Annotated in this window: 20 protein-coding genes, 1 tRNA gene and 1 pseudogene; 11 read left to right on the top strand and 11 right to left on the bottom strand. The window is 72.9% G+C overall.

The features are described from left to right. Positions 1-81 precede the first annotated feature (81 nt). From ACFVIU_RS27690 to ACFVIU_RS27650, 9 genes and pseudogenes are all read left to right on the top strand, one after another. Positions 82-1,272, top strand: a pseudogene (locus ACFVIU_RS27690) (hypothetical protein); the annotation flags it as partial. A gap of 88 nt (positions 1,273-1,360) precedes the next feature. Next, positions 1,361-1,798: a roadblock/LC7 domain-containing protein gene (locus tag ACFVIU_RS27685; protein WP_385845801.1), complete on the top strand. Its 438-nt coding sequence runs from the start codon at positions 1,361-1,363 to the stop codon at positions 1,796-1,798. Positions 1,799-1,800: 2 nt separating this feature from the next. Beyond that, positions 1,801-2,175: a DUF742 domain-containing protein gene (locus ACFVIU_RS27680; protein ID WP_385845872.1), complete on the top strand. Its 375-nt coding sequence runs from the start codon at positions 1,801-1,803 to the stop codon at positions 2,173-2,175. After that, a complete protein-coding gene (locus ACFVIU_RS27675; RefSeq protein WP_385845799.1) occupies positions 2,153-2,746 on the top strand; it encodes an ATP/GTP-binding protein in 594 nt (197 codons plus the stop codon). The genes ACFVIU_RS27680 and ACFVIU_RS27675 overlap by 23 nt, the downstream gene beginning before the upstream one ends. A gap of 76 nt (positions 2,747-2,822) precedes the next feature. After that, positions 2,823-3,398, top strand: a complete 576-nt coding sequence (locus tag ACFVIU_RS27670; protein WP_385845798.1) for a GAF domain-containing protein — start codon at positions 2,823-2,825, stop codon at positions 3,396-3,398. A gap of 171 nt (positions 3,399-3,569) precedes the next feature. Next, entirely contained in the window at positions 3,570-4,598 is a 1,029-nt protein-coding gene (tdh, locus tag ACFVIU_RS27665) for an L-threonine 3-dehydrogenase (protein WP_385845797.1), read from the top strand. 50 nt (positions 4,599-4,648) lie between these two features. After that, on the top strand, positions 4,649-5,848 hold the full coding sequence (locus ACFVIU_RS27660) for a glycine C-acetyltransferase (RefSeq protein WP_385845795.1): 1,200 nt from the start codon (positions 4,649-4,651) through the stop codon (positions 5,846-5,848). Positions 5,849-5,879: 31 nt separating this feature from the next. Beyond that, positions 5,880-6,782, top strand: a complete 903-nt coding sequence (locus tag ACFVIU_RS27655; protein WP_385845794.1) for a LysR family transcriptional regulator — start codon at positions 5,880-5,882, stop codon at positions 6,780-6,782. 118 nt (positions 6,783-6,900) lie between these two features. Then, complete coding sequence (locus ACFVIU_RS27650) at positions 6,901-7,260, top strand: MmcQ/YjbR family DNA-binding protein (RefSeq protein WP_385845792.1); 360 nt, start codon at positions 6,901-6,903, stop codon at positions 7,258-7,260. Positions 7,261-7,279: 19 nt separating this feature from the next. Here the strand turns inward: ACFVIU_RS27650 and ACFVIU_RS27645 are convergent, their stop codons facing one another. Both ACFVIU_RS27645 and ACFVIU_RS27640 read right to left on the bottom strand, forming a co-directional pair. Beyond that, positions 7,280-8,200 carry a transketolase family protein gene (locus ACFVIU_RS27645; RefSeq protein ID WP_385845791.1) on the bottom strand — a complete coding sequence of 307 codons (921 nt, stop codon included), beginning with the start codon at positions 8,198-8,200 and terminating at the stop codon, positions 7,280-7,282. A 44-nt stretch (positions 8,201-8,244) separates the two neighbouring features. Next, a complete protein-coding gene (locus tag ACFVIU_RS27640) occupies positions 8,245-8,973 on the bottom strand; it encodes a transketolase (RefSeq protein WP_385845789.1) in 729 nt (242 codons plus the stop codon). A gap of 126 nt (positions 8,974-9,099) precedes the next feature. Between ACFVIU_RS27640 and ACFVIU_RS27635 the strand changes: the two genes are divergently transcribed. Continuing rightward, positions 9,100-9,173: transfer RNA gene (locus ACFVIU_RS27635), tRNA-Pro, on the top strand. 120 nt (positions 9,174-9,293) lie between these two features. Here ACFVIU_RS27635 and ACFVIU_RS27630 read toward each other — a convergent pair. Genes ACFVIU_RS27630 through ACFVIU_RS27610 form a run of 5 tightly spaced genes read right to left on the bottom strand, consistent with a single transcriptional unit; the run spans position 9,294 to position 16,142 of the window. Next, on the bottom strand, positions 9,294-11,033 hold the full coding sequence (locus ACFVIU_RS27630) for an RICIN domain-containing protein (RefSeq protein ID WP_385845788.1): 1,740 nt from the start codon (positions 11,031-11,033) through the stop codon (positions 9,294-9,296). Positions 11,034-11,075: 42 nt separating this feature from the next. Then, a complete protein-coding gene (locus tag ACFVIU_RS27625; protein ID WP_385845870.1) occupies positions 11,076-11,837 on the bottom strand; it encodes a carbohydrate ABC transporter permease in 762 nt (253 codons plus the stop codon). A 44-nt stretch (positions 11,838-11,881) separates the two neighbouring features. Beyond that, on the bottom strand, positions 11,882-12,847 hold the full coding sequence (locus ACFVIU_RS27620) for a carbohydrate ABC transporter permease (protein ID WP_385845787.1): 966 nt from the start codon (positions 12,845-12,847) through the stop codon (positions 11,882-11,884). 12 nt (positions 12,848-12,859) lie between these two features. Next, entirely contained in the window at positions 12,860-14,107 is a 1,248-nt protein-coding gene (locus ACFVIU_RS27615) for an extracellular solute-binding protein (protein ID WP_385845786.1), read from the bottom strand. Positions 14,108-14,147: 40 nt separating this feature from the next. Beyond that, positions 14,148-16,142: a glycoside hydrolase family 127 protein gene (locus ACFVIU_RS27610; protein ID WP_385845784.1), complete on the bottom strand. Its 1,995-nt coding sequence runs from the start codon at positions 16,140-16,142 to the stop codon at positions 14,148-14,150. A 215-nt stretch (positions 16,143-16,357) separates the two neighbouring features. On the opposite strand from ACFVIU_RS27610, the gene ACFVIU_RS27605 reads away from it, so the two are divergent. Beyond that, positions 16,358-17,398: a LacI family DNA-binding transcriptional regulator gene (locus ACFVIU_RS27605; RefSeq protein WP_385845782.1), complete on the top strand. Its 1,041-nt coding sequence runs from the start codon at positions 16,358-16,360 to the stop codon at positions 17,396-17,398. Between the two features lie 360 nt (positions 17,399-17,758). On the opposite strand, the gene ACFVIU_RS27600 is transcribed toward ACFVIU_RS27605, so the two are convergent. The 4 genes from ACFVIU_RS27600 to ACFVIU_RS27585 all read right to left on the bottom strand — a co-directional run bounded on the left by ACFVIU_RS27600 (position 17,759) and on the right by ACFVIU_RS27585 (position 22,013). Further along, complete coding sequence (locus tag ACFVIU_RS27600) at positions 17,759-18,556, bottom strand: hypothetical protein (protein ID WP_385845780.1); 798 nt, start codon at positions 18,554-18,556, stop codon at positions 17,759-17,761. Between the two features lie 99 nt (positions 18,557-18,655). After that, positions 18,656-19,183 carry an NUDIX hydrolase family protein gene (locus ACFVIU_RS27595; protein WP_385845869.1) on the bottom strand — a complete coding sequence of 176 codons (528 nt, stop codon included), beginning with the start codon at positions 19,181-19,183 and terminating at the stop codon, positions 18,656-18,658. An 84-nt stretch (positions 19,184-19,267) separates the two neighbouring features. After that, complete coding sequence (locus ACFVIU_RS27590; RefSeq protein ID WP_385845779.1) at positions 19,268-20,395, bottom strand: amidohydrolase family protein; 1,128 nt, start codon at positions 20,393-20,395, stop codon at positions 19,268-19,270. 214 nt (positions 20,396-20,609) lie between these two features. Next, on the bottom strand, positions 20,610-22,013 hold the full coding sequence (locus ACFVIU_RS27585; protein ID WP_385845778.1) for a glutamine synthetase: 1,404 nt from the start codon (positions 22,011-22,013) through the stop codon (positions 20,610-20,612). Positions 22,014-22,015: the final 2 nt, after the last annotated feature.

Below are 22,015 nucleotides of genomic sequence, written 5' to 3'. Positions count from 1 at the left end.
CCGCCGCCCCCCGGGGCGCGGGGGGGGGGGGCCGGGGCCCGGGGCGGCGCGGGCCGGCGCGGCGCCCCCCCCCCCCCCCCCGCCCCCCCCCCCCCCCCCGACCAGGTCAACGTCGCCAGCCTGCTGTCCGACGGCCGCATCGGCCTGTACGTCGTCTCCCAGCTCGCCCGCCGGCACGGCATCAACGTGCGTCTCCAGACCAACATCTACGGCGGGGTGCAGGCCGTCCTCGTCGTGCCGCAGGTGCTGTTGGGCTCGGCGCCCGGCGCGCCGGCGGCAGCCGGGGCCACCGCCGGGGAGGCCCCGCGGGAGCAGGGCGCCGCGGGCGCCGGAGCAGTGCAGCGGCCGGAGGCGGCCGGCCCGGCCCCGGCCGTGCCCCCGGCCGGGGCGGGCCCGGCGCCGGGCACGGGCACCGGGCGGCACCGGCACGCCCAGCCGGAGTCCGCGCAGCACAGCGGGGCCGGAAGCGGTGCGGAGACCGGCCGGAGCGAGGAGGATGCCCACGGCGGCGGTGGCCCCGCCCCGCTTCCGGTGCGCGGCGCCCGTCCGGAGCGGCCCACGCCCGCCGAGGCCGTGCCCGGCGTCAGCGCCCAGCACCGGCCGATCGTCGAGGCGCGCGCGGGCCTGCCGCCCACCCCGCGCACCGGCCCGGTCCGCGGCACCATGGGCAAGCCCCAACTGCCGCGCCGCCGCGCCCAGGAGCACATCGTGCCCCAACTGCGTGGCGGGCCCGCACCCCGCCAGGACACCGACACCGTCGCCGGCCACGATCCCGGGCTGATGGCCGCGTTCCAGCGCGGCATCACCCTCGCCGAGGCCCAGCAGCACATGGAACCGGCACACGGCGGCATGGAACCGGCGCCGGGCGAGTCGCCGTACGACACGTCCGGATACCTGGCGACCCCGCCCACCGCGCCGGTCCGCGGAGAACTGCCCCGCCGCGAACCGATGCACCGCGAGCCGCGCGCCATGGGTTCCGCGCACACCGGTTCCGCCTCCATGGATGCCGCGCACATGGGGTCCGCCGCTATGGATGCCGCCCACATGGGGTCCGCCCCCATGGAGCCCGGGCACACCGCTTCCCCCTACATGGGCTCCGCCCCCATGGAGCCCACCTCCATGGCCGGCTTTGCCCACCCCGACACGACCCGTCGCCCTTCCGGTCCGGAGCACCCCGCTCCGGCGCCCATACCCCCGGCGCACCCCCATGCGCCCCATGGCGACGGCACCCGTGACACCGGCCGGTCCGCCGGGAGCGCCCCGGCCGGCTGACCGCACCCGCGACGGCACCCGTACGCACCCGCACCCCCCCATCCCAGCGCTCCCGCTGACCTTCGTACCTTCAAGGAGTCGATCCCCCATGCCGAGCGATGCGCCGACCGCCCCCCACGCATCCGACCTCGACTGGCTGCTGAGCGGCCTCGTACAGCGCGTCCCGCACACCACCAGCGCGGTGCTCCTGTCCTGCGACGGACTGGTGAAGTCCGTGCACGGCCTCGACCTCGACAGCGCCGACCACATGGCGGCCCTCGCCTCCGGCCTCTACTCGCTCGGCCGCAGCGCGGGCGTCCGGTTCGGCGACGGCGGGGACGTCCGCCAGGTCGTCGTCGAGCTGGACGCGACGCTGCTGTTCGTCACCACCGCCGGGTCCGGCACCTGTCTCGCCGTGCTGGCCGGCCGCGAGGCCGACGCGGCCGTCCTCGGCTACGAGATGGCGATGCTGGTCAAGAGCGTCCGCCCCTACCTGGTCACCGCCCCCCGGCAGCATGCCGCCGAACCCACGGCGACGAGGCCTTGAGCGTGGCCGCGGCGGCCGGCGACGGGCCGTGGCTGGACGACGCGGCCGGGCGGCTGGTGCGGCCGTTCACGGTCAGCAACGGCCGCACCGAGCCCAGCATCGCCCTCGACCTGATGTCGCAGGTGATGGCCACCGGCGTTACCCCGCTCGGCTACCTCGGCCCGGAACACGCGCAGGCACTCGACCTGTGCCGCGCGCCCGTCTCGGTCGCCGAGGTCGCCGCCCAGCTGAAACTGCCCGCGGTGGTCACCAAGGTGATCCTCGCGGACCTGGTCGACTGCGGGGCGCTGACCACCAAGCCGCCCGCCTACCACCACACTCCCACTGACCGGTCTCTGCTGGAGGCAGTGCTCGATGGACTACGACGACAGCTCTGACCCGTTCCCCACCGCGCTCAAGATTCTTGTCGCGGGCGGGTTCGGGGTCGGGAAAACCACCTTCGTGGGCGCGGTGAGCGAGATCGCGCCGCTCAGCACGGAGGAGCTGCTCACCACGGTCAGCGTCGGCACGGACAGTCTCGAGGGCGTCGAGAACAAGATGGAGACCACGGTCGCCATGGACTTCGGCCGGATCACGCTCGACCGGGACCATGTGCTGTACCTGTTCGGCACACCCGGACAGGAGCGGTTCTGGTTCATGTGGGACGAGCTGTCCGAGGGCGCGCTCGGCGCGGTGATCCTCGCCGACACCCGCCGGTTGCAGGACTGCTTCGCCGCCGTCGACTTCTTCGAGGAGCGCGGGCTCGCCTTCATCATCGCCGTCAACGAGTTCGACGGCGGCCACCGCTACGACCCCGAGGAGGTGCGCGCGGCCATCGATCTCGACCCGGAGATCCCGGTGGTCCGCTGCGACGCGCGCATCTCCAGCTCCGGCGTGCAGACCCTGCTCACCCTCGTACGCCATCTGCTCGCCCACACCCCCGCGTCCAGCCAGCGCACCCCCATGTGATGCCACCACACGGCCCACGGAGTCCACACCCACGGAGTCCCCATATGCGATACGCCCACAGCGACGGAGCCCGGCCATGAGCTACGAGCCACCCCGGCCGGTCCGGGGGCTGCTGCTCACCCCCGAGGACAAACAGGCCCCCGCCCGCGTCCACCGGCTGCGCCGGCTCGGCCTGGCGGACCGCCCCGACCCGGCGCTCGACGCCTTCGCCGACCATCTCACCCGGATCACCGGCGCGCCCTACGCCATGGTCAACTTCGTCGGGGAGCACCACCAGTTCTTCGCCGGCCTGTCCGTCCCGGCCGCCGCCCCGGTCGTCCGGGACGACGGCAGCAGGCCCGAGCTGGGCCGGGTCCTGCCGCGCGACCATGGCTTCTGCCCCCATGTGGTGGTCCGCCACAGAGCGCTGGTCCTGGACGACGTCCGCGACTACCCCCGGTTCGCCGGGAACCCGGTCGTCGACGAGTACGGCATCCGCTCCTATCTGGGCGCCCCGCTCATCGACAGCTCCGGCATGGCGCTCGGCACGGTGTGCGTGCAGGACGTGGCGTCCCGGAGCTGGGGGCGGTCCGGGCTGGAAACCATCAAGGCGTTCGCCGCCGATCTCGTCGTACGCCTGGAACTCGGTGCCGGGGACGGCCTGCCCGGCTGAGCTGCCGGGGGCCGGCCGGGCGTGAAGGAAAGCTGAGGCGGCGGTTAAGAAAAGCTCGATGGACCCCGGCTCGCGCATACGGCAGATTGCAGGGTGATTCCACCCCTCTGACCCGGTGCGGGCTTCTTCGGTATGCCCGCGGCCGGGACCTCACCCACAGGAGCCGTACGCGTGAAGGCGCTGGTCAAGCAGAAGGCCGAGCCGGGACTCTGGCTGACGGACGTCCCGGACCCCGTGGTCGGCCCGGGTGATGTACTGATCAAGGTCATGCGGACCGGTATCTGCGGTACCGATCTGCACATCCGGGCCTGGGACGGCTGGGCGCAGCAGTCGATCCGGACGCCGCTCGTGGTGGGGCACGAGTTCGTCGGACAGGTCGTCGAGGTCGGCCGGGACGTGAGCGACATCCGCATCGGCGACCGGGTCAGCGGCGAGGGCCACCTGGTGTGCGGCAAGTGCCGCAACTGCCTGGCCGGCCGCCGGCACCTGTGCCGGGCCACCGTCGGCCTCGGTGTCGGCCGGGACGGCGCGTTCGCCGAGTACGTCACCCTGCCCGCGTCCAACGTGTGGGTCCACCGGGTGCCCGTCGACCTCGATGTGGCCGCGATCTTCGACCCGTTCGGCAACGCCGTGCACACCGCGCTGTCCTTCCCGCTGGTCGGCGAGGACGTCCTGATCACGGGTGCCGGACCGATCGGCCTGATGGCCGCCGCCGTGGCCCGGCATGCCGGCGCCCGCAACGTCGTCATCACCGACGTCAGCGAGGAGCGCCTGGCCCTGGCGCGCAAGATCGGGGTCAACCTCGCCCTGAACGTCGCCGAGACCACGATCGCCGACGGGCAGCGGCAGCTGGGCCTGCGCGAGGGCTTCGACATCGGCCTGGAGATGTCCGGCCGCGCCGAGGCCATGCGGGACATGATCGCCAACATGACGCACGGCGGCCGGATCGCCATGCTCGGCCTGCCCGCGCAGGAGTTCCCGGTCGACTGGGCCCGGGTCGTCACCTCGATGATCACCATCAAGGGCATCTACGGCCGTGAGATGTTCGAGACCTGGTACGCGATGTCGGTGCTGCTGGAGGGCGGTCTCGACCTGGCCCCCGTGATCACCGGCCGGTACGACTACCGCGACTTCGAGGCGGCCTTCGCCGACGCCGCGAGCGGCACCGGCGGCAAGATCATCCTCGACTGGACCGCGTAAGCCGCGGATCGCGCACCCCCTCACCCCCGTCAGCACTTTCAGGAGTCCCCATGTTCGAGACCGTCCGCGACGACCTGCGTGCCACCCTCGACGAGATCCGCGCCGCCGGACTGCACAAGCCCGAGCGGGTCATCGGCACCCCGCAGTCCGCGACCGTCAACGTCACCGCCGGCGGCCGCCCCGGCGCGGTGCTGAACTTCTGCGCCAACAACTACCTGGGCCTGGCCGACCACCCCGCCGTGGTCGCCGCCGCCCACCAGGCCCTGGACCGCTGGGGCTACGGCATGGCCTCCGTCCGCTTCATCTGCGGCACCCAGGAGGTGCACAAGGAGCTGGAAGGCCGGCTCTCCGCCTTCCTCGGCCAGGAGGACACGATCCTCTACTCCTCCTGCTTCGACGCCAACGGCGGTGTCTTCGAGACCCTGCTCGGCGAGGAGGACGCGGTGATCTCCGACGCCCTCAACCACGCCTCCATCATCGACGGCATCCGCCTGTCGAAGGCCCGCCGCTACCGCTACGCCAACCGCGACATGGCCGACCTGGAGGCGAAGCTGAAGGAGGCGACCGAGGGCGGCGCCCGGCGCAAGCTGATCGTCACCGACGGCGTCTTCTCCATGGACGGTTATGTGGCGCCGCTGGAGGAGATCTGCGACCTCGCCGACCGCCACGGCGCGATGGTCATGGTCGACGACTCGCACGCCGTCGGCTTCGTCGGCCCCACCGGCCGCGGCACGCCCGAGCTGCACGGCGTCATGGACCGCGTCGACATCATCACCGGCACCCTCGGCAAGGCCCTCGGCGGTGCCTCCGGCGGCTATGTCGCCGCCCGCGCCGAGATCGTCGCCCTGCTGCGCCAGCGCTCGCGTCCCTACCTGTTCTCCAACACCCTCGCCCCGGTGATCGCGGCGGCCTCGCTCAAGGTCCTCGACCTGCTGGAGTCCGCCGACGACCTGCGGACCCGGCTCGCCGAGAACACCGCGCTGTTCCGCCGCCGGATGACCGAGGAGGGCTTCGACATCCTCCCCGGCGACCACGCCATCGCGCCCGTCATGATCGGTGACGCGGCGAAGGCGGCCCGGATGGCCGAGCTGCTGCTGGAGCGCGGCGTCTATGTGATCGGCTTCTCCTACCCGGTCGTCCCGCAGGGCCAGGCCCGCATCCGGGTCCAGCTGTCCGCCGCGCACTCCACGGACGACGTCGACCGCGCGGTCGACGCCTTCGTCGCGGCCCGCGCCGAGCTGGAGTCCTGACCGGCCCGGATCTGCTGGGATAATTGACGGCATGATCGAGGCACGGCGGCTCCACATCCTCCGTGCGGTGGCCGACCACCGCACGGTCACCGCGGCAGCCGCCGCCCTCTACCTCACCCCCTCCGCCGTCTCCCAGCAGCTGACGGCCCTGGAGCAGGAGACCGGCCACCGGCTGGTCGAGCGCGGCGCCAAGGGCGTACGGCTCACTCCGGCCGGCGAGATCCTGCTCAGCCACACCAACGCGGTCCTCGCCCAGCTGGAGCGCGCCGAGGCCGAGCTGGCCGCCTACGGCTCGGGCGAGGCGGGTACGGTCACCGTGGCGGCCTTCGCGACCGGCATCGCGCAGGTCGTGGCCCCGGCGGTGGCCCGGCTCGCCCGCACCGCCCCGGGCATCGGCATCCGCGTCCAGGACGCCGAGGGCGACGCCAGCCTGCCCATGGTGCTGGACCGGCAGGTCGATGTGGCGGTCGCCGTCGAGTACCGCGGCGCCCCGCCCGCCGACGACCCCCGGCTGACCCATGTCCCGCTCTACGCCGAGCCCTTCGACGCCGTCGTCTCCCTCGGCCACCGTCTCGCCGACGTCGTCGAGGTGCCGCTCGCCGAGCTGGCCAAGGACCCCTGGATCAGCCCCTACCCCGGCAACCCGTGCCATGATGTGGTCGTCCTGGCCTGCGAGAGCGCCGGTTTCCAGCCCCGCCTGGAGCACTCCTCGGACGACTTCCGCGCCGTCGTCGCCCTCGCCGCCGCCGACGCGGGCGTGGCCCTCGTACCGCGTTCCGCGCTGCGCGGCATGGACCTGAGGGACGTGGCCGTACGCCCCGTCGACGGGGTGGCCCCGACCCGCCGGGTCTTCGCCGCCGTACGGCGCGGAGCGGAGGGACATCCGCTGATCCGCCCGGTGCTGGAGGCGCTGGGGGAGGCGGCACAGGCGTGAGGGTGCCGCGCTGAACGAGCCGAGGCCGGACCCACCCCCGCCGTGACCGAGCCGGCGCTGCCCCTGCCTGCGGCCACCGGCAGGGTGACTGTCAGTGGCAGGGGCTACGGTGCGTGGCATGCCGGATGCAGAAGACGTACGCCGTATCGCCCTGTCCCTGCCGGACACCACGGAGAAGGTCGCCTGGAGCATGCCCACGTTCCGGGTGGCTGGGAAGATGTTCGCGACCCTGCCGGAGGACGAGACCTCCCTCGCGGTGCGCTGTCCGAAGGACGAGCGCGACGAACTGGTGCTGGCCGAACCGGAGAAGTTCTGGATCGCGGCCCATGAGGCCCAGTTCGCCTGGGTGCGGGCGAGACTCGCGGCGCTGGAGGACGAGGACGAGCTGCGGGACATCCTCGCCGACTCCTGGCGCCAGGCGGCTCCGCCCCGACTCCTGGAGGCCTACCCGGAGTTGGGGCTGCTGCCGGGCGAGTGAGCGGTGCCGGGAGGGCGGTTCACACGCCCGCGGCCACCCGCCCCGCGCTCAGGAACCGGCCGATCCGCTGCCGCAGGCCGCTCGCGTCCAGCCCGTGCGCGGTGACATGTTCCTCGATGGTTCCGTAGCGGCGCAGCTCGCGGCGGCCGACACCCAGGCCCAGCACCCGGTGCGGCACGTCCGCGAGCGCCTCGCTCACCGCGGCCGTGGAGGTGCCCGCGAGGTACGGCTCGACCAGGACGACATCGGTGCCCGCGCCCTGTGTCGCCCGGCGCAGACCGGCCGCGTCGAAGGGCCGTACGGTCGTCGCGTACAGCACGGTCGTGTCCAGCCCCTCGGTGGCCGCCAGGACGGCGTCCAGCATCGGGCCGACGGCGACGACCACACCGGAGCGGCCCTCGCGGACGGTCAGGAACCCCTGGCCGTCGACCGCCCGGCCCCGCTGGTTGGCCTGCAAGGACAGTCGCACGTACACCTTGTCGTCGCCCGCGGCGACGGCGTGCCGCAGCAGGGTCTCGGCCTCGTCGGGGTGGCCGGGCACATGCACGGTCCAGCCGTCCAGGGTGTCCAGCAGCGCCACGTCGCCCGGAGCCATGTGGGTGAAGCCGCCGGCCGGCCAGTCGAAGGAGGCGGCTGCGCTCACCAGCACTGCCCCGGTGTCCTGGTGGCCCAGGTCCAGCTTGACCTGCTCGAACGGCCGCTCCACGAGAAAGCTGGCGAAGGTGTGCACGACCGGCCGCAGCCCGGTGAGCGCCAGCCCGGCCGCCGCCCCGACCAGGAGCTGTTCGCGGATGCCGACGTTGATCACCCGGTCCGGATGGCGGGCCATGGCGTCGCGGAAGGCGTCCTTGCCGATCTCGGCGAGGACCACGGCGACACGCGGGTCCTCGTCCAGCATCCGGGAGACGACGGGAGCGAAGCGGTCACGCATGGTGTCCATGGAAAGGTGTCCTTCTTTCTGGCTTTCTGGGCAGGAAGTGCGGGTCAGGCGTTCTTCGGTTCGACGCGGGCCACCACGACGTGCGGCCGGCCGGGGTGCGGTGCCGTGAAGGCGGCGTACAGCGCCTCGTGGTCGCGTCCGTCGACGTTCACCGCCGACCAGCCCGCGGCCTCGAACCGGGCGGCGATCCCGCCCGGCAGCGCATGGCTGGCCGAGGAGTTGTCGATCACCACCGTGTGCAGCCGCTCCAGGGCGGCCGGCCCGGCGAACGCGATCGCCTCGTGATTGCTGCCCTCGTCCAGTTCGGCGTCGCCGATCAGCGTCCAGACGGCCGGGTCGTGCCGCCCCTGGGCGCGCAGCCCCAGTGCGGTGCCCACGGCGATCGGCAGGCCGTGGCCGAGCGACCCGCTGCCGATCTCGGCGCCGGGCACCAGCACCCGGTCCGGGTGGTGGCCCAGCGGGGAGTCGTACGACCCGAACCCGGGCAGCCAGTCCACCGGCAGGAACCCCTTCGCGGCCAGCACCGCGTAGTACGCCATGGGCCCGTGTCCCTTGCTCAGCAGAAACCGGTCGCGGTCCGGATCGTCCCGCCGCTCGGGACTCACCCGGAGCACCCGGTCGTAGAGCACCCACAGCACGTCGAGCGTCGAGGTGGCCGCCGGGCCGTGCTTCTCGTCGCCGGTCATCATGCTCATCAGCCCGGCCAGGTCGTCGAAGCCGTAGCGGCGGTCGGCGGAGCCGTGGGCGCGGTGTTCGTTCGCGGTGATCGTCATGACCCACAGCCTGCAACCTCAACCAAAGTCGAGGTCAACCACGGAAAGGGAGGAGCGAGCACCGAGTCGAGTGCGGTATTGTTTCTCTGCGCGTTGCGACCGGGGAAACCCCAGGTCAGACGGCATCGGGACGTGGCGCAGCTTGGTAGCGCACTTGACTGGGGGTCAAGGGGTCGCAGGTTCAAATCCTGTCGTCCCGACAGATGATGTCGGACATGTCCGCGGCTGAGGGGCCCTCTTCTGAGGGCCCCTCACGCATGTGCACACACCCGTGCCCCCGGCCGCCGACATCGGCCAGGGACACGGGTGGCTCGGTGGGGTCAGCGGGCGGTCAGCCGCCACAGGTGGTCGGCCGTGCCGTTGTCGGACCACTGGAGGACCTGGGCGCCCGGTGACGTGCTCATCCCGTCCACGCCCAGCAGCAGACCGCTGTTGTAGTTGGCGATCTTGTAGAAGCCGTCGCGGGCCGGGATCACCTGCCAGAGGTGGTCGGCGGTCCCGTTGTCGCCCCAGACCAGGGCGGTGCCGCCGTCGCCGGTGTTCATGTCCCGGATGCCCAGCAGCAGCCCGCTCTTCTGGTTGACGATGCGGTACAGGCCGGAGCCGGCGGCCACCAGCGTCCAGTTCTGGTCGGTGCCGCTGGTGGCCGTGGCCTGGACCACCGAGGTGCCCTGAGCGGTGCCCCCGTTCAGGGTGTCCAGGGCGAGCCCGCTGTTCCGGTTGGTGATCTGGTAGCGCCCGGCCAGCGAGGTGGAGGTGCCGCTCGGGGTGACGACCAGGTGGTAGCCGTCGGAGGCGTTCATGGTCACCGGCACCGTGACCGAGCCGTTCGACACCGGGTAGTCGGCGTCGGAGACGGTGATCGGGCCGGGCGAGGCGGTCGTACGGCCCGTGCTGGGGGTGTACTCCAGCCTGACGTGGACCGTGCTGCCGAAGGCGGACAGCGAGGACAGGCCGCGCACGGTGACCGCGCAGGAGCCGGTGCAGCCGCCGGTGACGACGCTGAGCTGGTTGCCCGGGCCGTTCAGGGAGGCGATGCCGTCGATGCCCGTCTGCGCCGGGGGAGTGGTGACCAGCATGTTCCCCGACATGTCGCCGTACCACCGGTACATCCAGTACGCGCCGTTGGGTGAGCCGCCGGTGTCGGTGAGGGTGTCGCCGAGGGTGCCGTAGTGGTTCCAGAAGGCCAGCTCGGCGTCGTGCACCCCGGCCCGCTCGAACTTGGCGACATAGCCGATCAGGGCGCCGGGGACCCCCACCTCGTCGGGCTTGGCGTACTCCTCGACGGCGATCGGCCGCGGGCTGATGCCGAGGCTCGACTCCAGTGCGCGGTAGGCGGCGACATGCGCGGCGATGTCGTTGCTGCCTTGCAGCTCGTGCCAGGAGACGATGTCCGGGACGGTGCCGCTCGCCTTGGCGTCGGTGAGGAAGGTGCTCATCGCGGACTGGTTCCAGGTGGAGTAACTCGGGCCCTGCACCGGGGTCCTGGCGTCCTTGGCGCGGACCTCCCGGAAGGTGCGGGCCCATCCCGCGTCGAACGCGCCGGCGTGGGCGGTGTCCCAGGTCCAGTCGGGCTCGTTCCACAGCTCGTAGGCGGCGATGTTCGTGGCGCCGGAGGACTGCACGGACGCCACCTGCTTGTCCACCGCTGTCAGCCAGTCGCTCCAGCTCACCCATTTGTAGGGGAAGTTCGGATACCAGTCGGGCATCCGTACGACCACCTTCGCGCCGGCGCGGGACGCCTTCGGCGCCACGGTCAGAGCGTCGCCGGCGGGCTTCGGCTCGCCGTTGGGGAGCTGGGAGCCGCCCGGCGCCATCTGCACGAAGGTGTTGGGCTTGAGCGCGCCGACAAGACCGTCGGCGGGCGTGCTGTCGTCGGCGAGGCCGTACAGGCTGCCGGTGGCGACATGGGTGACCGGGCGGAGGGTCCGGTTCGCGTCGACCACCAGGGTGGTGGCGGAGCTGGGGGCCGCCTGGGCCGGGGCCCCGGTGGCCAGTGCGGCGGTGGCGGCCAGCGCACACACGCTCAGGAGGGGGATGAGGGGTCTGGTGCGGCTCATGGGGGAACTCCTCGACGGAGGGGATGAGAGGGATGCGGGCGGTCAGTCCTTGACCGCGCCCGCGGTCACGCCCGCGGCCACATAGCGCTGGGCGAGGACCAGCAGGACCGCCGCGGGAACGGAGGCGACCACGGCGGTTGCCATGATCGCGTTCCACTCCTGGTTGTTGTTGCCGATGTACTTGTAGATCCCGAGGGTGATGGGCCGCAGCTCGCCGCCGCCGTCCAGGGTGGTGGCGAAGACGAAGTCGGACCAGGCCCACAGGAAGCTGAAGAGGGAGACCGTGACGAGCGCGTTCCGGCTCACCGGCAGCACGATCGACCAGAAGGTGCGGAAGGTGCCCGCGCCGTCGATCCGGGAGGCGGCGATCAGCTCGCCGGGGATGCCCGACATGAACGCCGTGAAGATCATGACGCCGAACGGCACGGCGATGGTGGAGTCGGCGACGATCAGACCCCACCAGGAGTTCAGCAGGCCGAGATCGAGGAAGATGCCGTAGAAGCCCATCGCCATGACGATGCCGGGGATCATCTGGGCGATCAGCAGGACCAGGCCGATCGCCCCGCCGCCGCGCGGGCGCAGTCGCGCCAGCGAGTAGCCGGCCGGCGCGGCGATCAGCAGGGTGAGGGCGACCGTGCCGAGGCCGATGAGCAGACTGGTGCCGAGATAGGGCAACTGGTCGTCCAGCACCGCCCGGTAGCCCGCGAAGGTCGGGTGCAGCGGCAGCAGGTCGGGCGGGCTCTTGCGCATGTCCTGCTGCGGGGTGAGGGACACGTTCAGCATCCAGTACACCGGGAACAGCATCAGCGCGGTGAGCAGGAGGCCGACGGCCGTGTGACGCCAGGACTTCACGCTTCCTGCCTCCTCTGGACGCGGATGTACAGCAGGCCGAAGACGAGGGCGATGAGGATGAGCAGGTTGCCGACGGCGGCCCCCGGCCCGAACTTCGGCAGCAGCGAGCCGAAGCCGAGCTGGTACGACCAGGTGGCCAGGGTGGCGGAGGAGTCACCCGGACCCCCCTTGGTCATGATCCAGATCAGGTCGAACACCTTGAGGGTGTAGACGAGACCGAGGAGCAGGGTGATCGCCGACACCGGCCGCAGCAGCGGGAAGGTGATCCGGCGGAAGGTCTGCCAGGCGCTCGCCCCGTCCAGCGCCGCCGCCTCGTACAGTTCGGCCGGGACGTTCTGGAGCCCGCTGTAGAGGATGACCAGGTTGAACGGGATGCCGATCCAGATGTTCGCGATGATCACCGAGGTCAGCGCCCAGTGCGGCGAGGTGAGCCAGTCGACGGGAGCCACTCCGAGCAGGTGCAGCAGGTAGTTCACCACGCCCGACTCGCTGTTGAACATCCACGACCAGGTCGACGCCGACACGATCAGCGGCAGCAGCCAGGGCACCAGGAACAGCGCCCGCAGCACCGCCGAGAGCCGGAAGTGCCGGTTGAAGAAGACTGCGAGGGCGAGCCCGGCGGCGTACTGGAAGGCGATGGACACGAAGGTGAAGACCATCGTGTGCCGCAGCGCCGGAGCGAACGCTGGGTCGCTCAGCACCGTGTGGAAGTTGTCCCAGCCGGAGAAGGGCGCGTCGTCGGCCACGAAGGAGCGGACGGTGTAGTCCCGCAGGCTCAGATCGAGGTTGCGGTAGAGGGGATAGAGGTAGAAGGCGGCGAGATAGGCGATCAGCGGGGCGACGAACGCGAGGGCGGCGAGCCGGCTGCGGCGCCGCTGTCCGCGCCGCACCGGCAGCGGGCCGGGCCCGCCCGTCCCCGCTGCCGCCGCCCGCCGGGACCGCTCGGCAGGGGCGATGGTCATGGGTCCGGATCCTCAGTTCTTCCGCGCGCTCGCCTGGGCCGTGTCCAGGGCCGCCTTCGGGCTGCTGCCGCCGGACAGCGCGTTCTGCACGGCGGTCCACATCGGCTGCGAGATCTGCGGGTACCTGGTGCCGAGGCCGCCGCTGGTACGGCCGCGCGCCGCGGCGACCGCGGCCACCCAGGGCTTCAGCGCCGGGTTCTGCCTGACCTGCGCGGCCTGGACCGAGGCCGTCGGGGCCACGTACATCAGCGTGCTGTCCGTGGGCAGCAGACTGCTGTCGCTGGTCAGACACTCGACGATCTTCTTGCTGACGCCGTAGCGCGCCGAGTCCTTCTGCACGGGCACGGTGACGAACTCTCCGCCCGTCGGCACCGGCGCCGGACCGCCGTTGCGCGCCGGGATGCTGAGGACGCCGTAGGGGAACCCGGCCTTGCCCGCGTTGCCGAGCTGCCAGGTGCCGTTCTCGCCGAACGCGTAGGCACCGGTGGCGAACTCCTGCCAGCTGGTGGTCTGGGTGTTCTGGAGGACGTCCTTGGGGGCGTATCCCGCGTCCACCCACTGCTTCCACAGCGACAGGGCGGCGACACCCTGGTCCGAGTCGAGCCGGGTCAGATCGCCGCCCGCGCCCCAGAACCAGGGCAGGAACTGGAAGCTGCCCTCCTCGGTGTTGATCGCGGAGAAGGTGATGCCCTTCTTCCCGGCCGCCTTGACCTTCTTCAGGGCGGCGGTCAGGGAGTCCCAGTCCTTGACCGAGGAGGGGTCGACACCCGCGGCGGACAGGACCTTCTTGTTGTAGTAGAGGGCGAGGGTGTTGGCGCCGATCGGCACCCCGTAGGAGGCGTGGCCGATGGTGCCCGCGCCGATGACGTTCTTCTGGAACGACGCGGTGTCCAGGCCGAGATCGCTGGTCTTGTTGAGGATCCCCGCCTCCACCAGCGTGGAGACGACCGGGTTGTCGACCAGCATCACATCCGGCGCGTTGCCCTGCTGGGCGGCCAGCAGCGCCTTGTTGCCCAGGTCGGTGGTGTCGTACGCGGTGCGCTTCACCGTCACCCCGGCCTTGGTGCCGCACGAGGAGACCAGCTTGCCCCAGGCCGAGGAGGCGTCGAACTGGGGGTAGGGGTCCCAGAAGGTGTACGTCCCCCCGGCCCCGCCCGAGGCGGAGCCCGAGGAGCCGGAACCACCGCCGCAGGCGGCGAGGGAGGCGAGCGCGCCGACGACGGCGACCGCGCGGAGCAGGGTACGACGGGTGGGTATCACGGGGCGACCTCGTTGTCGTGGAGGAGGGGCGGGGGAGGGCTCAGGAGGTGGGCAGCCAGACGCGCATCGCGCCGTCCCGGCGGTTGGCCCAGGCGTAGTAGGGGACGGCGGTCAGCTCGACGGGCTCGCCGTCCTGCCCGGCCGTGTCGCCGGCGGTGGTGTACGGCCACCAGCCCGCGTCCGGGATGCTGCGCCGCCGCCCGGCCGCGGTCACCGTGGTGACCCCGCCCAGCAGGTCCGGGCGGTGCCGGGCGGCGAGCGGGCGGGCCGGGTCCAGGACGATGGCGTCCAGGCCGCCGCCCGGATGGTCGACCTGCTCCAGGCAGTACACGAGCGGCCCGCGTTCGATCGCCACACAGCCGCGTACGGCGTCCACGCGCGGGTCGGCCGCGGTCAGCCGGGGTTCCAGGTCCAGCTCCAGCACGACCCGGTCGCCGGGCGCCCAGTGCCGCTCCAGTCGCAGCCAGCCGTCGGTCACCGGCGAGTCGTACGTCTCCTCCCCGCACCGCACCCGGAACTCCCGGCACCACTCGGGGATGCGCAGCGAGAGGGTCCAGGGACCGTCGGACCGGGTCTCCTCGACGGTGAGCGCGATCGTCCCGTGCCACGGGTAGTCGGTCTCGGCGCGTACGGCGACACCGGCGCCGGTATAGCGTCCGGTGACGTACTGGTGGATCTGGAGGCCGCCGTCGTCGCTGGTGGCGAGGTAGTGCTCCAGGCCGGCCAGCAGCCGCATCACGTTGGGCGGGCAGCAGGCGCAGCGGAACCACCGGGTGCGCCGGGCGGACTGGTCGCCGCCGGTGTCGGTGTGGCCGTCGCGGACCTGGAGCGGGTTGACGTACAGCCAGCGCTCGCCGTCCAGCGACACCCCGGCCAGGAAGCCGTTGAACAGGGTGCGTTCGATCAGGTCGGAGTAGCGGGTCTCGCCGGTGAGCAGGGCCATCCGCCAGCTCCACTGCACGGAGGCGATGGCGGCGCAGGTCTCGCAGTAGGCGCGCTCGTTGGGGAGTTCGTAGGGGTCGCCGAAGTCCTCCTCGTCGTGGTGCGCGCCGAGGCCGCCGGTGACATGGGTCTTGGTGGTGGTCATGGCGTGCCACAACCGCTCGGCGGCGGCGCGGAGTTCGGCCTCCCCGGTCTCGGTGGCGAGGTCGGCGGCGGCGGCCAGCAGATACAGCTGCCGTACGGCGTGACCCTCCACGGTGGCCGCCTCGCGCACCGGCACCCGGTCCTGGCAGTAGGCCTCACCGCCGAGCAGCCCGTGGCCGTGCCGGTCGACGAAGTAGCCGGCCAGGTCCAGATAGCGGCGCTCGCCGGTCTCCCGGTACAGCTCGACCAGCGCGGTCTCGATCTCCGGGTGGCCGTCGATGCCGTCGATGGGCTTGCCGCTGCCGGGCGGGCCGAAGACGGAGTCGACATGGTCGGCGAACCTGCGGGCGACATCGAGGAGTTCGGTCCTGCCGGTGGCCCGGTGGTGGGCGACGGCGGCCTGGATGAGGTGGCCCGCGCAGTACAGCTCGTGCCCCCACCGCAGGTCCTGGTACCGCTCGCCGCCCTTGACCAGCTGGAACCAGGTGTTGAGGTAGCCGTCGGGCTGCTGGGCGGCGGCGACCAGCGCGGTGATCTCCTCGACCTGTGCCTCCAGGTCCTGGTCCGGACCCTGGGCGAGCTGCCAGGACGCCGCTTCCAGCCACTTGTAGACGTCCGTGTCGACGAAGGGGTACGCGCCCTGGAACTCGCCCTCGGCGGTGCCGGCCGCGAGCCGCAGGTTGTGCAGGTTGCCCGCGGACTCCAGCAGCCCGGGACCCTGCGGGATGGAGGTGCGGGCGTTGACCTCGCGCCGGGCGTGCCAGAAGCCCGCGGTGACAGCGGCCGTGGCCGGACGCAGCGCGGCACGGGCGTCCGGACCGAGGCGGACCGGACCGACGCGGACCGGTCCGGCGGAACCGGGGGAGGCGGCGGAAGCGGCGGAACCGGCGGCGCCGGGAGAGGCGGCGGAGCCGGGGGAGGCGGACGGGGCGGGGCGGGTGCGGGGCATGACTCTCCGGGGGAAGGGGGCCGGGACGACCGGCGGCCGGGCAACGAGTGAGCAAGCCGTTGAGCAATCGTTTTCCTGCCCGAGAAGTAGAGGGGACCCGGGACCCGGGGTCAAGAGGTGTGGCAAGGGCTTTCTCATCTTTTCCGGGGACTGGCACCCGGCTGCCGCGCCTGCCAGGATGGTCGGATCGCCGTAGTCGAGGAAAAGGTTTGCTCGTGCCCGCTGCCCCAGATGCTCCAGGCTCTTCCCCCGCCGGCCGGGCCAGGCTCGCCGATGTCGCGGCGCTCGCGGGCGTCAGCGTGGGCACGGCCTCCAAGGCGCTCAGCGGCGCCGGCCGGATGCGCCCGGAGACCCGGCAGCGCGTGCTGGACGCGGTGACGGCCCTCGGCTTCCGGCCCAACCAGCACGCCCAGAGCCTGCACACCGGCCGCAGCTGGACCGTCGGCCTGATGACCACGGACGGCATCGGCCGCTTCAGCACCCCGGTCCTGCTCGGCGCGGAGGACGCGCTGGGCGCCGGGAAGATCTCGGTCCTGCTCTGCGACACGCGCGGTGACGCCATCCGGGAGCAGCACCATCTGCGCAACCTCATGGACCGCCGGGTCGACGGCATCATCGTCACCGGCCGGCGCACCGACGCGCGCCCGCCGCTGACCGGCATCACCGGGCTGGAGTCGGTACCGGTGGTCTACGCGCTCTCACCGTCGACGGACCCCGGCGACATGTCCGTCGTCTCGGACGACCGGCGCGGCGCCGAGCTGGCGATGGAACACCTGCTGTCCACCGGCCGCACCCGGATCGCCCATGTCACCGGCCCCGAGCACCACGCGGCCGCCCGGCACCGGGCCCGCCACGCGGTGCGGCACCTGGCACAGGCGGGTCTCGGGCCGGCCGGCGACCGGGTCCTCTTCGGCGAGTGGAGCGAGGCCTGGGGCCGCCGCGCGGTGGCCGCCGTCCTGCGCACGGCGCCCGACACGGACGCGTTCTTCTGCGGCAACGACCAGATCGCCCGCGGGGTCACCGACGCGCTGCGCGAACAGGGCGTCGGCGTCCCCGGCGACATCGCGGTCGTCGGCTACGACAACTGGGACACCATGGCGCTGGCGAGCCGGCCGCCGCTCACCACGATCGACATGAACCTCGCGGAGATCGGCCGGATCGCGGCCCTGCGCCTGCTGGAGGCGATCGACGAGGGCGAGGCCACACCGGGCGTGCGCACGGTGCCGTGCCGGCTGGTGGTGCGGGAGTCGACGTGAGGCGGGCCCGGCCCCGGGGCGTGCCCGCGCGCGGCAGGGAGAAGGCCCCGCGGTCTCGGGGCCGCCCGTGCGCGGCAGCGAGAAGGGCCCCCTTCCCGGCGCCGGGCGGCGGGAAGCGGGGGCCCGGGGCGCGGGGGGGGTCGGTCTCGCCCCCGGGGGTGGGGGGCCGCCGGGGGGGGCCCTCCGTCCCGCCCCCCTGCCGGGCGCGGGGGGGGGGGCTCCGGGGGGCCCATGTCGGAGGGGCGGGGCGGGCGCTGCCCCGAGGCGCCGCTCGGGTCGGGGGAGGGCGGCTGCTCGCCGGTGAGGCGAAGGTGAGGCGAAGGTGGAGCGAAGCCCCCGGGCCGTCCCGAGCGGGCTGGATCAGCCGAGGTCGGCGGTGTCGCGGCGGGACACCGAGAGGAAGGCCACGAAGCCGATGATCGCCACGGTCCAGGCCAGGGTCACCGGCCCGAGCCCCCAGGCCAGTCCGCCCCGGGAGGCCGGCAGGGCCATCCAGTCGGCCAGCGAGGCGCCGAGCGGGCGGGTGATGACGTAGGCCGCCCAGAACGCGCTCACCGAGCCGAGCAGACCGGCGCGGTGGGCCAGGGCGGGCACGCAGATCGCCACGGCGAACAGCACGACCGAGCCGAGATAGCCGAGGCCGATGGTGGCGCTGAGGTCGCCCGCAGCCGTGCCCAGGGCGAACGTGGCGAGGACGGCCGCCCAGTAGAAGGCCTCGCGGCGGCGGGTGCGGACGGAGTGGATGGACAGCGTCCGCTCCACGGTGTGCCAGAGGGCGAAGACGGCGGCCAGGGCGATCAGGAACAGCGGGGTGGACAGGGTGTAGGGGACGCCGAGGCCGACGTGCAGCACATCCGCGGCCATCGTGCCGAACACGCTGACCATGACGATCGCCGTCCAGTAGATCCAGGCCACGTACCGGCGGACGGCGAACTGGAGCACGAGCGCGGCCACGAAGGCGAGACCGCCGACCCCCACGGCCGGGATCGGCCCCAGCAGATGGGCCAGGAAGTCGGAGGCCGTCTCGCCCATGCCGGTGGTGAGGACCTTGATGATCCAGAAGTAGACGGTGACCGCCGGGACCTTGGTCGCAGTCTCGCGTACGCGCGCGCGTGCGTGGCCTGTGGGCCGGTGGTCGAGGACGTGCTCTGTGCTCATGATCCGCACCCAAGCACAACCCACCGTTCCGGCCCCAGCCCCCTTTGCCATTGTTTTGTGGCCTCTGGTGCAGGAGTTGCCGCGGCCTTGGGTCCGGGATCAGAACACCAGGCCCACATGGGCGAGCGCCTGCTTCAGCAGGACCCCGTGCCCGCCCGGCATCTCGCTGTGCAGGGCCGCCGAAGCCGCCTCCTGCGGGCTGAACCAGACGAGGTCCAGCGCGTCCTGCCGGGGCCGGCAGTCGCCCGTCACCGGCACGATGTAGGCGAGGGACACCGCGTGCTGCCGGGGGTCGTGGTACGGCGTGATCCCCGCCGTCGGGAAGTACTCGGCGACGGTGAAGGGCTGGAGGGAGGCGGGGACCCGGGGCAGGGCGACCGGGCCGAGGTCCTTCTCCAGATGGCGCAGCAGGGCGTCACGGACCCGTTCGTGGTGCAGCACCCGACCGGAGACCAGGGTCCGGCTGACCGTGCCGTCCGGGCCGATGCGCAGCAGCAGCCCGATGCTGGTGACTTCGCCGCTGTCGTCCACGCGCACGGGCACGGCCTCGACGTACAGGATCGGCATCCGGGCCCTGGCCATTTCCAGCTCGTCCGTGGTCAGCCAGCCGGGCGTGGTTTCGGTCATGTCAGACATTGCTTGATCATACTTTCCGGGTGGGGCGCGCGCAGTGGTTGCGCGCCGGTTCGGATGCGGTCGGGGGCGGGGCTGTCAGGTGAGTCCGTAGAGGCGTCGGGCGTTGTCGCGGCCCGTCCAGGCGGCGATGCGCAGGGCGTCGGGCATGCTCAACTCGTCGGCGTCCACCCGGCTTTGCAGCAGATCGGCGAGGCCCTGCCGGAAGCACAGCGCGCCCAGGTGGTGGAATTCGGCCACGCCGTAGGCGTCCGAGCTGTAGAGCAGCTTGCGGAACGGCGTGATCTCCAGTGCCTCCTCCAGCACCGCCCGGCAGCGGGCCGGACCGGTGTGGTGCAGGGCGAGGCCGACGTCCAGGTACACATGCTCGAACACGGCGGCGAGATAGGCGGCTTGGCGGTGGTACGGCCAGCAGTGCAGCAGCAGGACGGGGATCGTGCCGCCGGTCAGATGCAGCCAGTCGGTGAGCAGGGCGGGGTCGGCGCGGTGCAGCCGCAGGTCCGCGTCCCCGAAACCGGTGTGCAGTTGCAGCGGCAGCCCCAGGTCGACGGCGGTCCACAGCAGGTGCCGGACCAGGACGGGGTCGGTGAGCCGGCCGCCGTCCGCGAGCCAGCGGGCGACCGCCGCGGTCACCTCCGCGTCGGTGGGCCGCGCCGGGTCCAGGGCGAAACCGGTGCGGTAGGCGGCGATCGACTTCACCGCCACCACGCCCGGCCGGCGGACGGCCGCCTCGGCGGACGCGCGGAGCGCGCCCGCGTACGCGTCCGGCTCGACGCCTTGCGCGGCCACCGCCTCGGCGAGCTGCTCCAGCCGTACGACCTCGCGGGCGGCGGCGCCGGCGGCCTCCGCCAGGGCCGCGGGTGAGGTCACCGGGTGCGGGGCGTAGCCGGTGTCCACGCAGAACAGCTCCGCTCCGGAGGCCCGGAGGAAGCGGCGGTTGACCTCCTGCCAGCCGAGCCGGGAGCGGCGCTCCACATAGGCCTCGGGCGGTGCGTGCCGGGGCAGGTCGAGCAGGGGTGCGCAGTGCCGGCGTACGGCCACCCCGGCCGGCGTGTCGAAGGGCGAGACACCGGCCCAGGCCGCGCCCTCGGTGAGCAGGGACTCGAACTCCGCCGGCGCGAGGTCGGCGGTCACCGCGCCATGGCAGTGGTGGTCGACGAGCGGCAACCCTGCGAGAACCTCGTGCACCGGCCCGGACGCGATCACGGACACCACCTTCCCGGCCAGGTCGTCGGGATAACCCGGCGGAGCGTTGTCGGCATGGGCTGGTGCCGTGCGGGCATCGCCGGGTGCATGTCGGGTGTTCCCGGGTGGCTGCTCGGCGTGTTCCGGGGGCCCCGGTGCCTCACCGGCGTCCTCGGGGACACCATCCGTGCTGCCCGGGATCCTCTCGGCACGCCTGGGTCCTTTCGTCGGTTCGTCAGTACACCCAGCGGTAGGCCGCCGCCACCCCGGCGTCGTCCAGGTCTGCCACGGCCGCCGCCTCGCCGAGCCGGACGGCGGTGATCGCGTCGGCGAGGACCGGGCCCAGCGCGGCCCGCAGCACCGGGTCGGCGCGGAACTCCTCGACGGCCCGCGGCAGCGACTCGGGCAGCCGGTGCACCCCGCGGGCCGTCGCCTCCTCGGGGCCGTACCGGGCCGGGTCCCCGGTGATCTCCTCGGGCAGCCGCAGCGCCCCGGCCACTCCGTCGAGACCGGCGGCGATCACGCAGCCGAGCGCCAGATACGGGTTGGCGGCCAGGTCCACCGGCTTGACCTCCAGGTTGGCCTCCTGGTCGCGGCGGCCCGCCGTACCGGTGACCAGCCGCAGCGCGGCCTCGCGGGTCTCGTGGCCCCAGGCCGTGAAGACCCCGGCCCACTGGGACGGCCTGAGCCGCAGATAGCTGGCCGGGCTGGGGGCGGTGACCGCCGTCAGCGCGGGCAGACGAGCCAGGACACCGGCCGCGAAGGACTCCGCCGCGGCCGTCATGCCGTACCGCCGCTCCCCGCCCGCGTGCAGGTTCACGCCCGCGCGCCAGCAGGACAGATGCAGATGGCCGCCGTTGCCGACGCCCTCCGCGAGCACCGCGGGCGCGAACGACACCCGCAGACCGTGCCGCTGCGCGACCGCGCGGACGGTCTGCCGTACCAGCACACTGCGGTCGGCCGCCGCCACCGGGTCCTGCGCGCCCACCGAGATCTCGAACTGCCCGGCCGCGTACTCCGGATGGAGCTGGTCGACGGCCACGTCCTGGGCGGCGAGCGCGGCGAGCAGGTCGGCGGTGTAGTCGCTCAGCTCCACCTGGCGGATCGCGCCGTACGCCGGTCCGGACACCGCCGGGACGAACTCCCCGGCCGGCGCCGAGCCCAGCCCGACCGCCCACTCCACCTCGATCGCCGCCCGGAAGGACAGGCCGTGCCGCTCCGCCGCCCCGGCGACGATCCGGCGCAGAAAGGTCCGGGTGCAGCCGGGATGCCGGGCACCCTCCTGGGTGATCCGGTCCACCGGCGCCCACGCCCAGCCGGGCTGCCCGGCCAGCACCGTCAGCCGGTCCAGGTCCGGGTAGAGCCGCAGATCGCCGTCGGGGGAGCCGAGGACGTCCGTGGCGACGATCGAGTCGTGCGCGAGGAACGTGTCGAACACCGGCGACATCCCGACCCCCGAGGACACGGCCGCCGCCAGCCGCGCCGTCGGGATCGTCTTCACCCGGCCGACGCCCGCGGTGTCCACGTACGCCAGTACGATCCCGTGCACGCCCCGCGCGGTCAGCTCGGCGGTGAGCGCGGCGGCCCGGCGCAGATCTCCGGGGCGGCCGCCGGGCACGGGGTCGGCAAGGGCGGTCATAC

Source organism: Streptomyces sp. NPDC127190, from assembly GCF_042672505.1.
In the GTDB taxonomy this organism is placed as follows: domain Bacteria; phylum Actinomycetota; class Actinomycetes; order Streptomycetales; family Streptomycetaceae; genus Streptomyces.
Note: the sequence above shows the minus strand (reverse complement) of the source record. Positions and strands in the feature narration are given on the sequence as shown.

Excerpts from the sequence above, each read along its gene's own strand:
- ACFVIU_RS27685 (WP_385845801.1), top strand. The coding sequence starts at position 1,361 with ATGCCGAGCGATGCGCCGACCGCCCCCCACGCATCCGACCTCGACTGG.
- ACFVIU_RS27675 (WP_385845799.1), top strand. The coding sequence starts at position 2,153 with ATGGACTACGACGACAGCTCTGACCCGTTCCCCACCGCGCTCAAGATT.
- ACFVIU_RS27670 (WP_385845798.1), top strand. The coding sequence starts at position 2,823 with ATGAGCTACGAGCCACCCCGGCCGGTCCGGGGGCTGCTGCTCACCCCC.
- ACFVIU_RS27660 (WP_385845795.1), top strand. The coding sequence starts at position 4,649 with ATGTTCGAGACCGTCCGCGACGACCTGCGTGCCACCCTCGACGAGATC.
- ACFVIU_RS27655 (WP_385845794.1), top strand. The coding sequence starts at position 5,880 with ATGATCGAGGCACGGCGGCTCCACATCCTCCGTGCGGTGGCCGACCAC.
- ACFVIU_RS27650 (WP_385845792.1), top strand. The coding sequence starts at position 6,901 with ATGCCGGATGCAGAAGACGTACGCCGTATCGCCCTGTCCCTGCCGGAC.
- ACFVIU_RS27645 (WP_385845791.1), bottom strand. The coding sequence starts at position 8,200 with ATGGACACCATGCGTGACCGCTTCGCTCCCGTCGTCTCCCGGATGCTG.
- ACFVIU_RS27640 (WP_385845789.1), bottom strand. The coding sequence starts at position 8,973 with ATGACGATCACCGCGAACGAACACCGCGCCCACGGCTCCGCCGACCGC.
- ACFVIU_RS27630 (WP_385845788.1), bottom strand. The coding sequence starts at position 11,033 with ATGAGCCGCACCAGACCCCTCATCCCCCTCCTGAGCGTGTGTGCGCTG.
- ACFVIU_RS27625 (WP_385845870.1), bottom strand. The coding sequence starts at position 11,837 with ATGCTGTTCCCGGTGTACTGGATGCTGAACGTGTCCCTCACCCCGCAG.
- ACFVIU_RS27620 (WP_385845787.1), bottom strand. The coding sequence starts at position 12,847 with ATGACCATCGCCCCTGCCGAGCGGTCCCGGCGGGCGGCGGCAGCGGGG.
- ACFVIU_RS27610 (WP_385845784.1), bottom strand. The coding sequence starts at position 16,142 with ATGCCCCGCACCCGCCCCGCCCCGTCCGCCTCCCCCGGCTCCGCCGCC.
- ACFVIU_RS27600 (WP_385845780.1), bottom strand. The coding sequence starts at position 18,556 with ATGAGCACAGAGCACGTCCTCGACCACCGGCCCACAGGCCACGCACGC.
- ACFVIU_RS27595 (WP_385845869.1), bottom strand. The coding sequence starts at position 19,183 with ATGACCGAAACCACGCCCGGCTGGCTGACCACGGACGAGCTGGAAATG.
- ACFVIU_RS27585 (WP_385845778.1), bottom strand. The coding sequence starts at position 22,013 with ATGACCGCCCTTGCCGACCCCGTGCCCGGCGGCCGCCCCGGAGATCTG.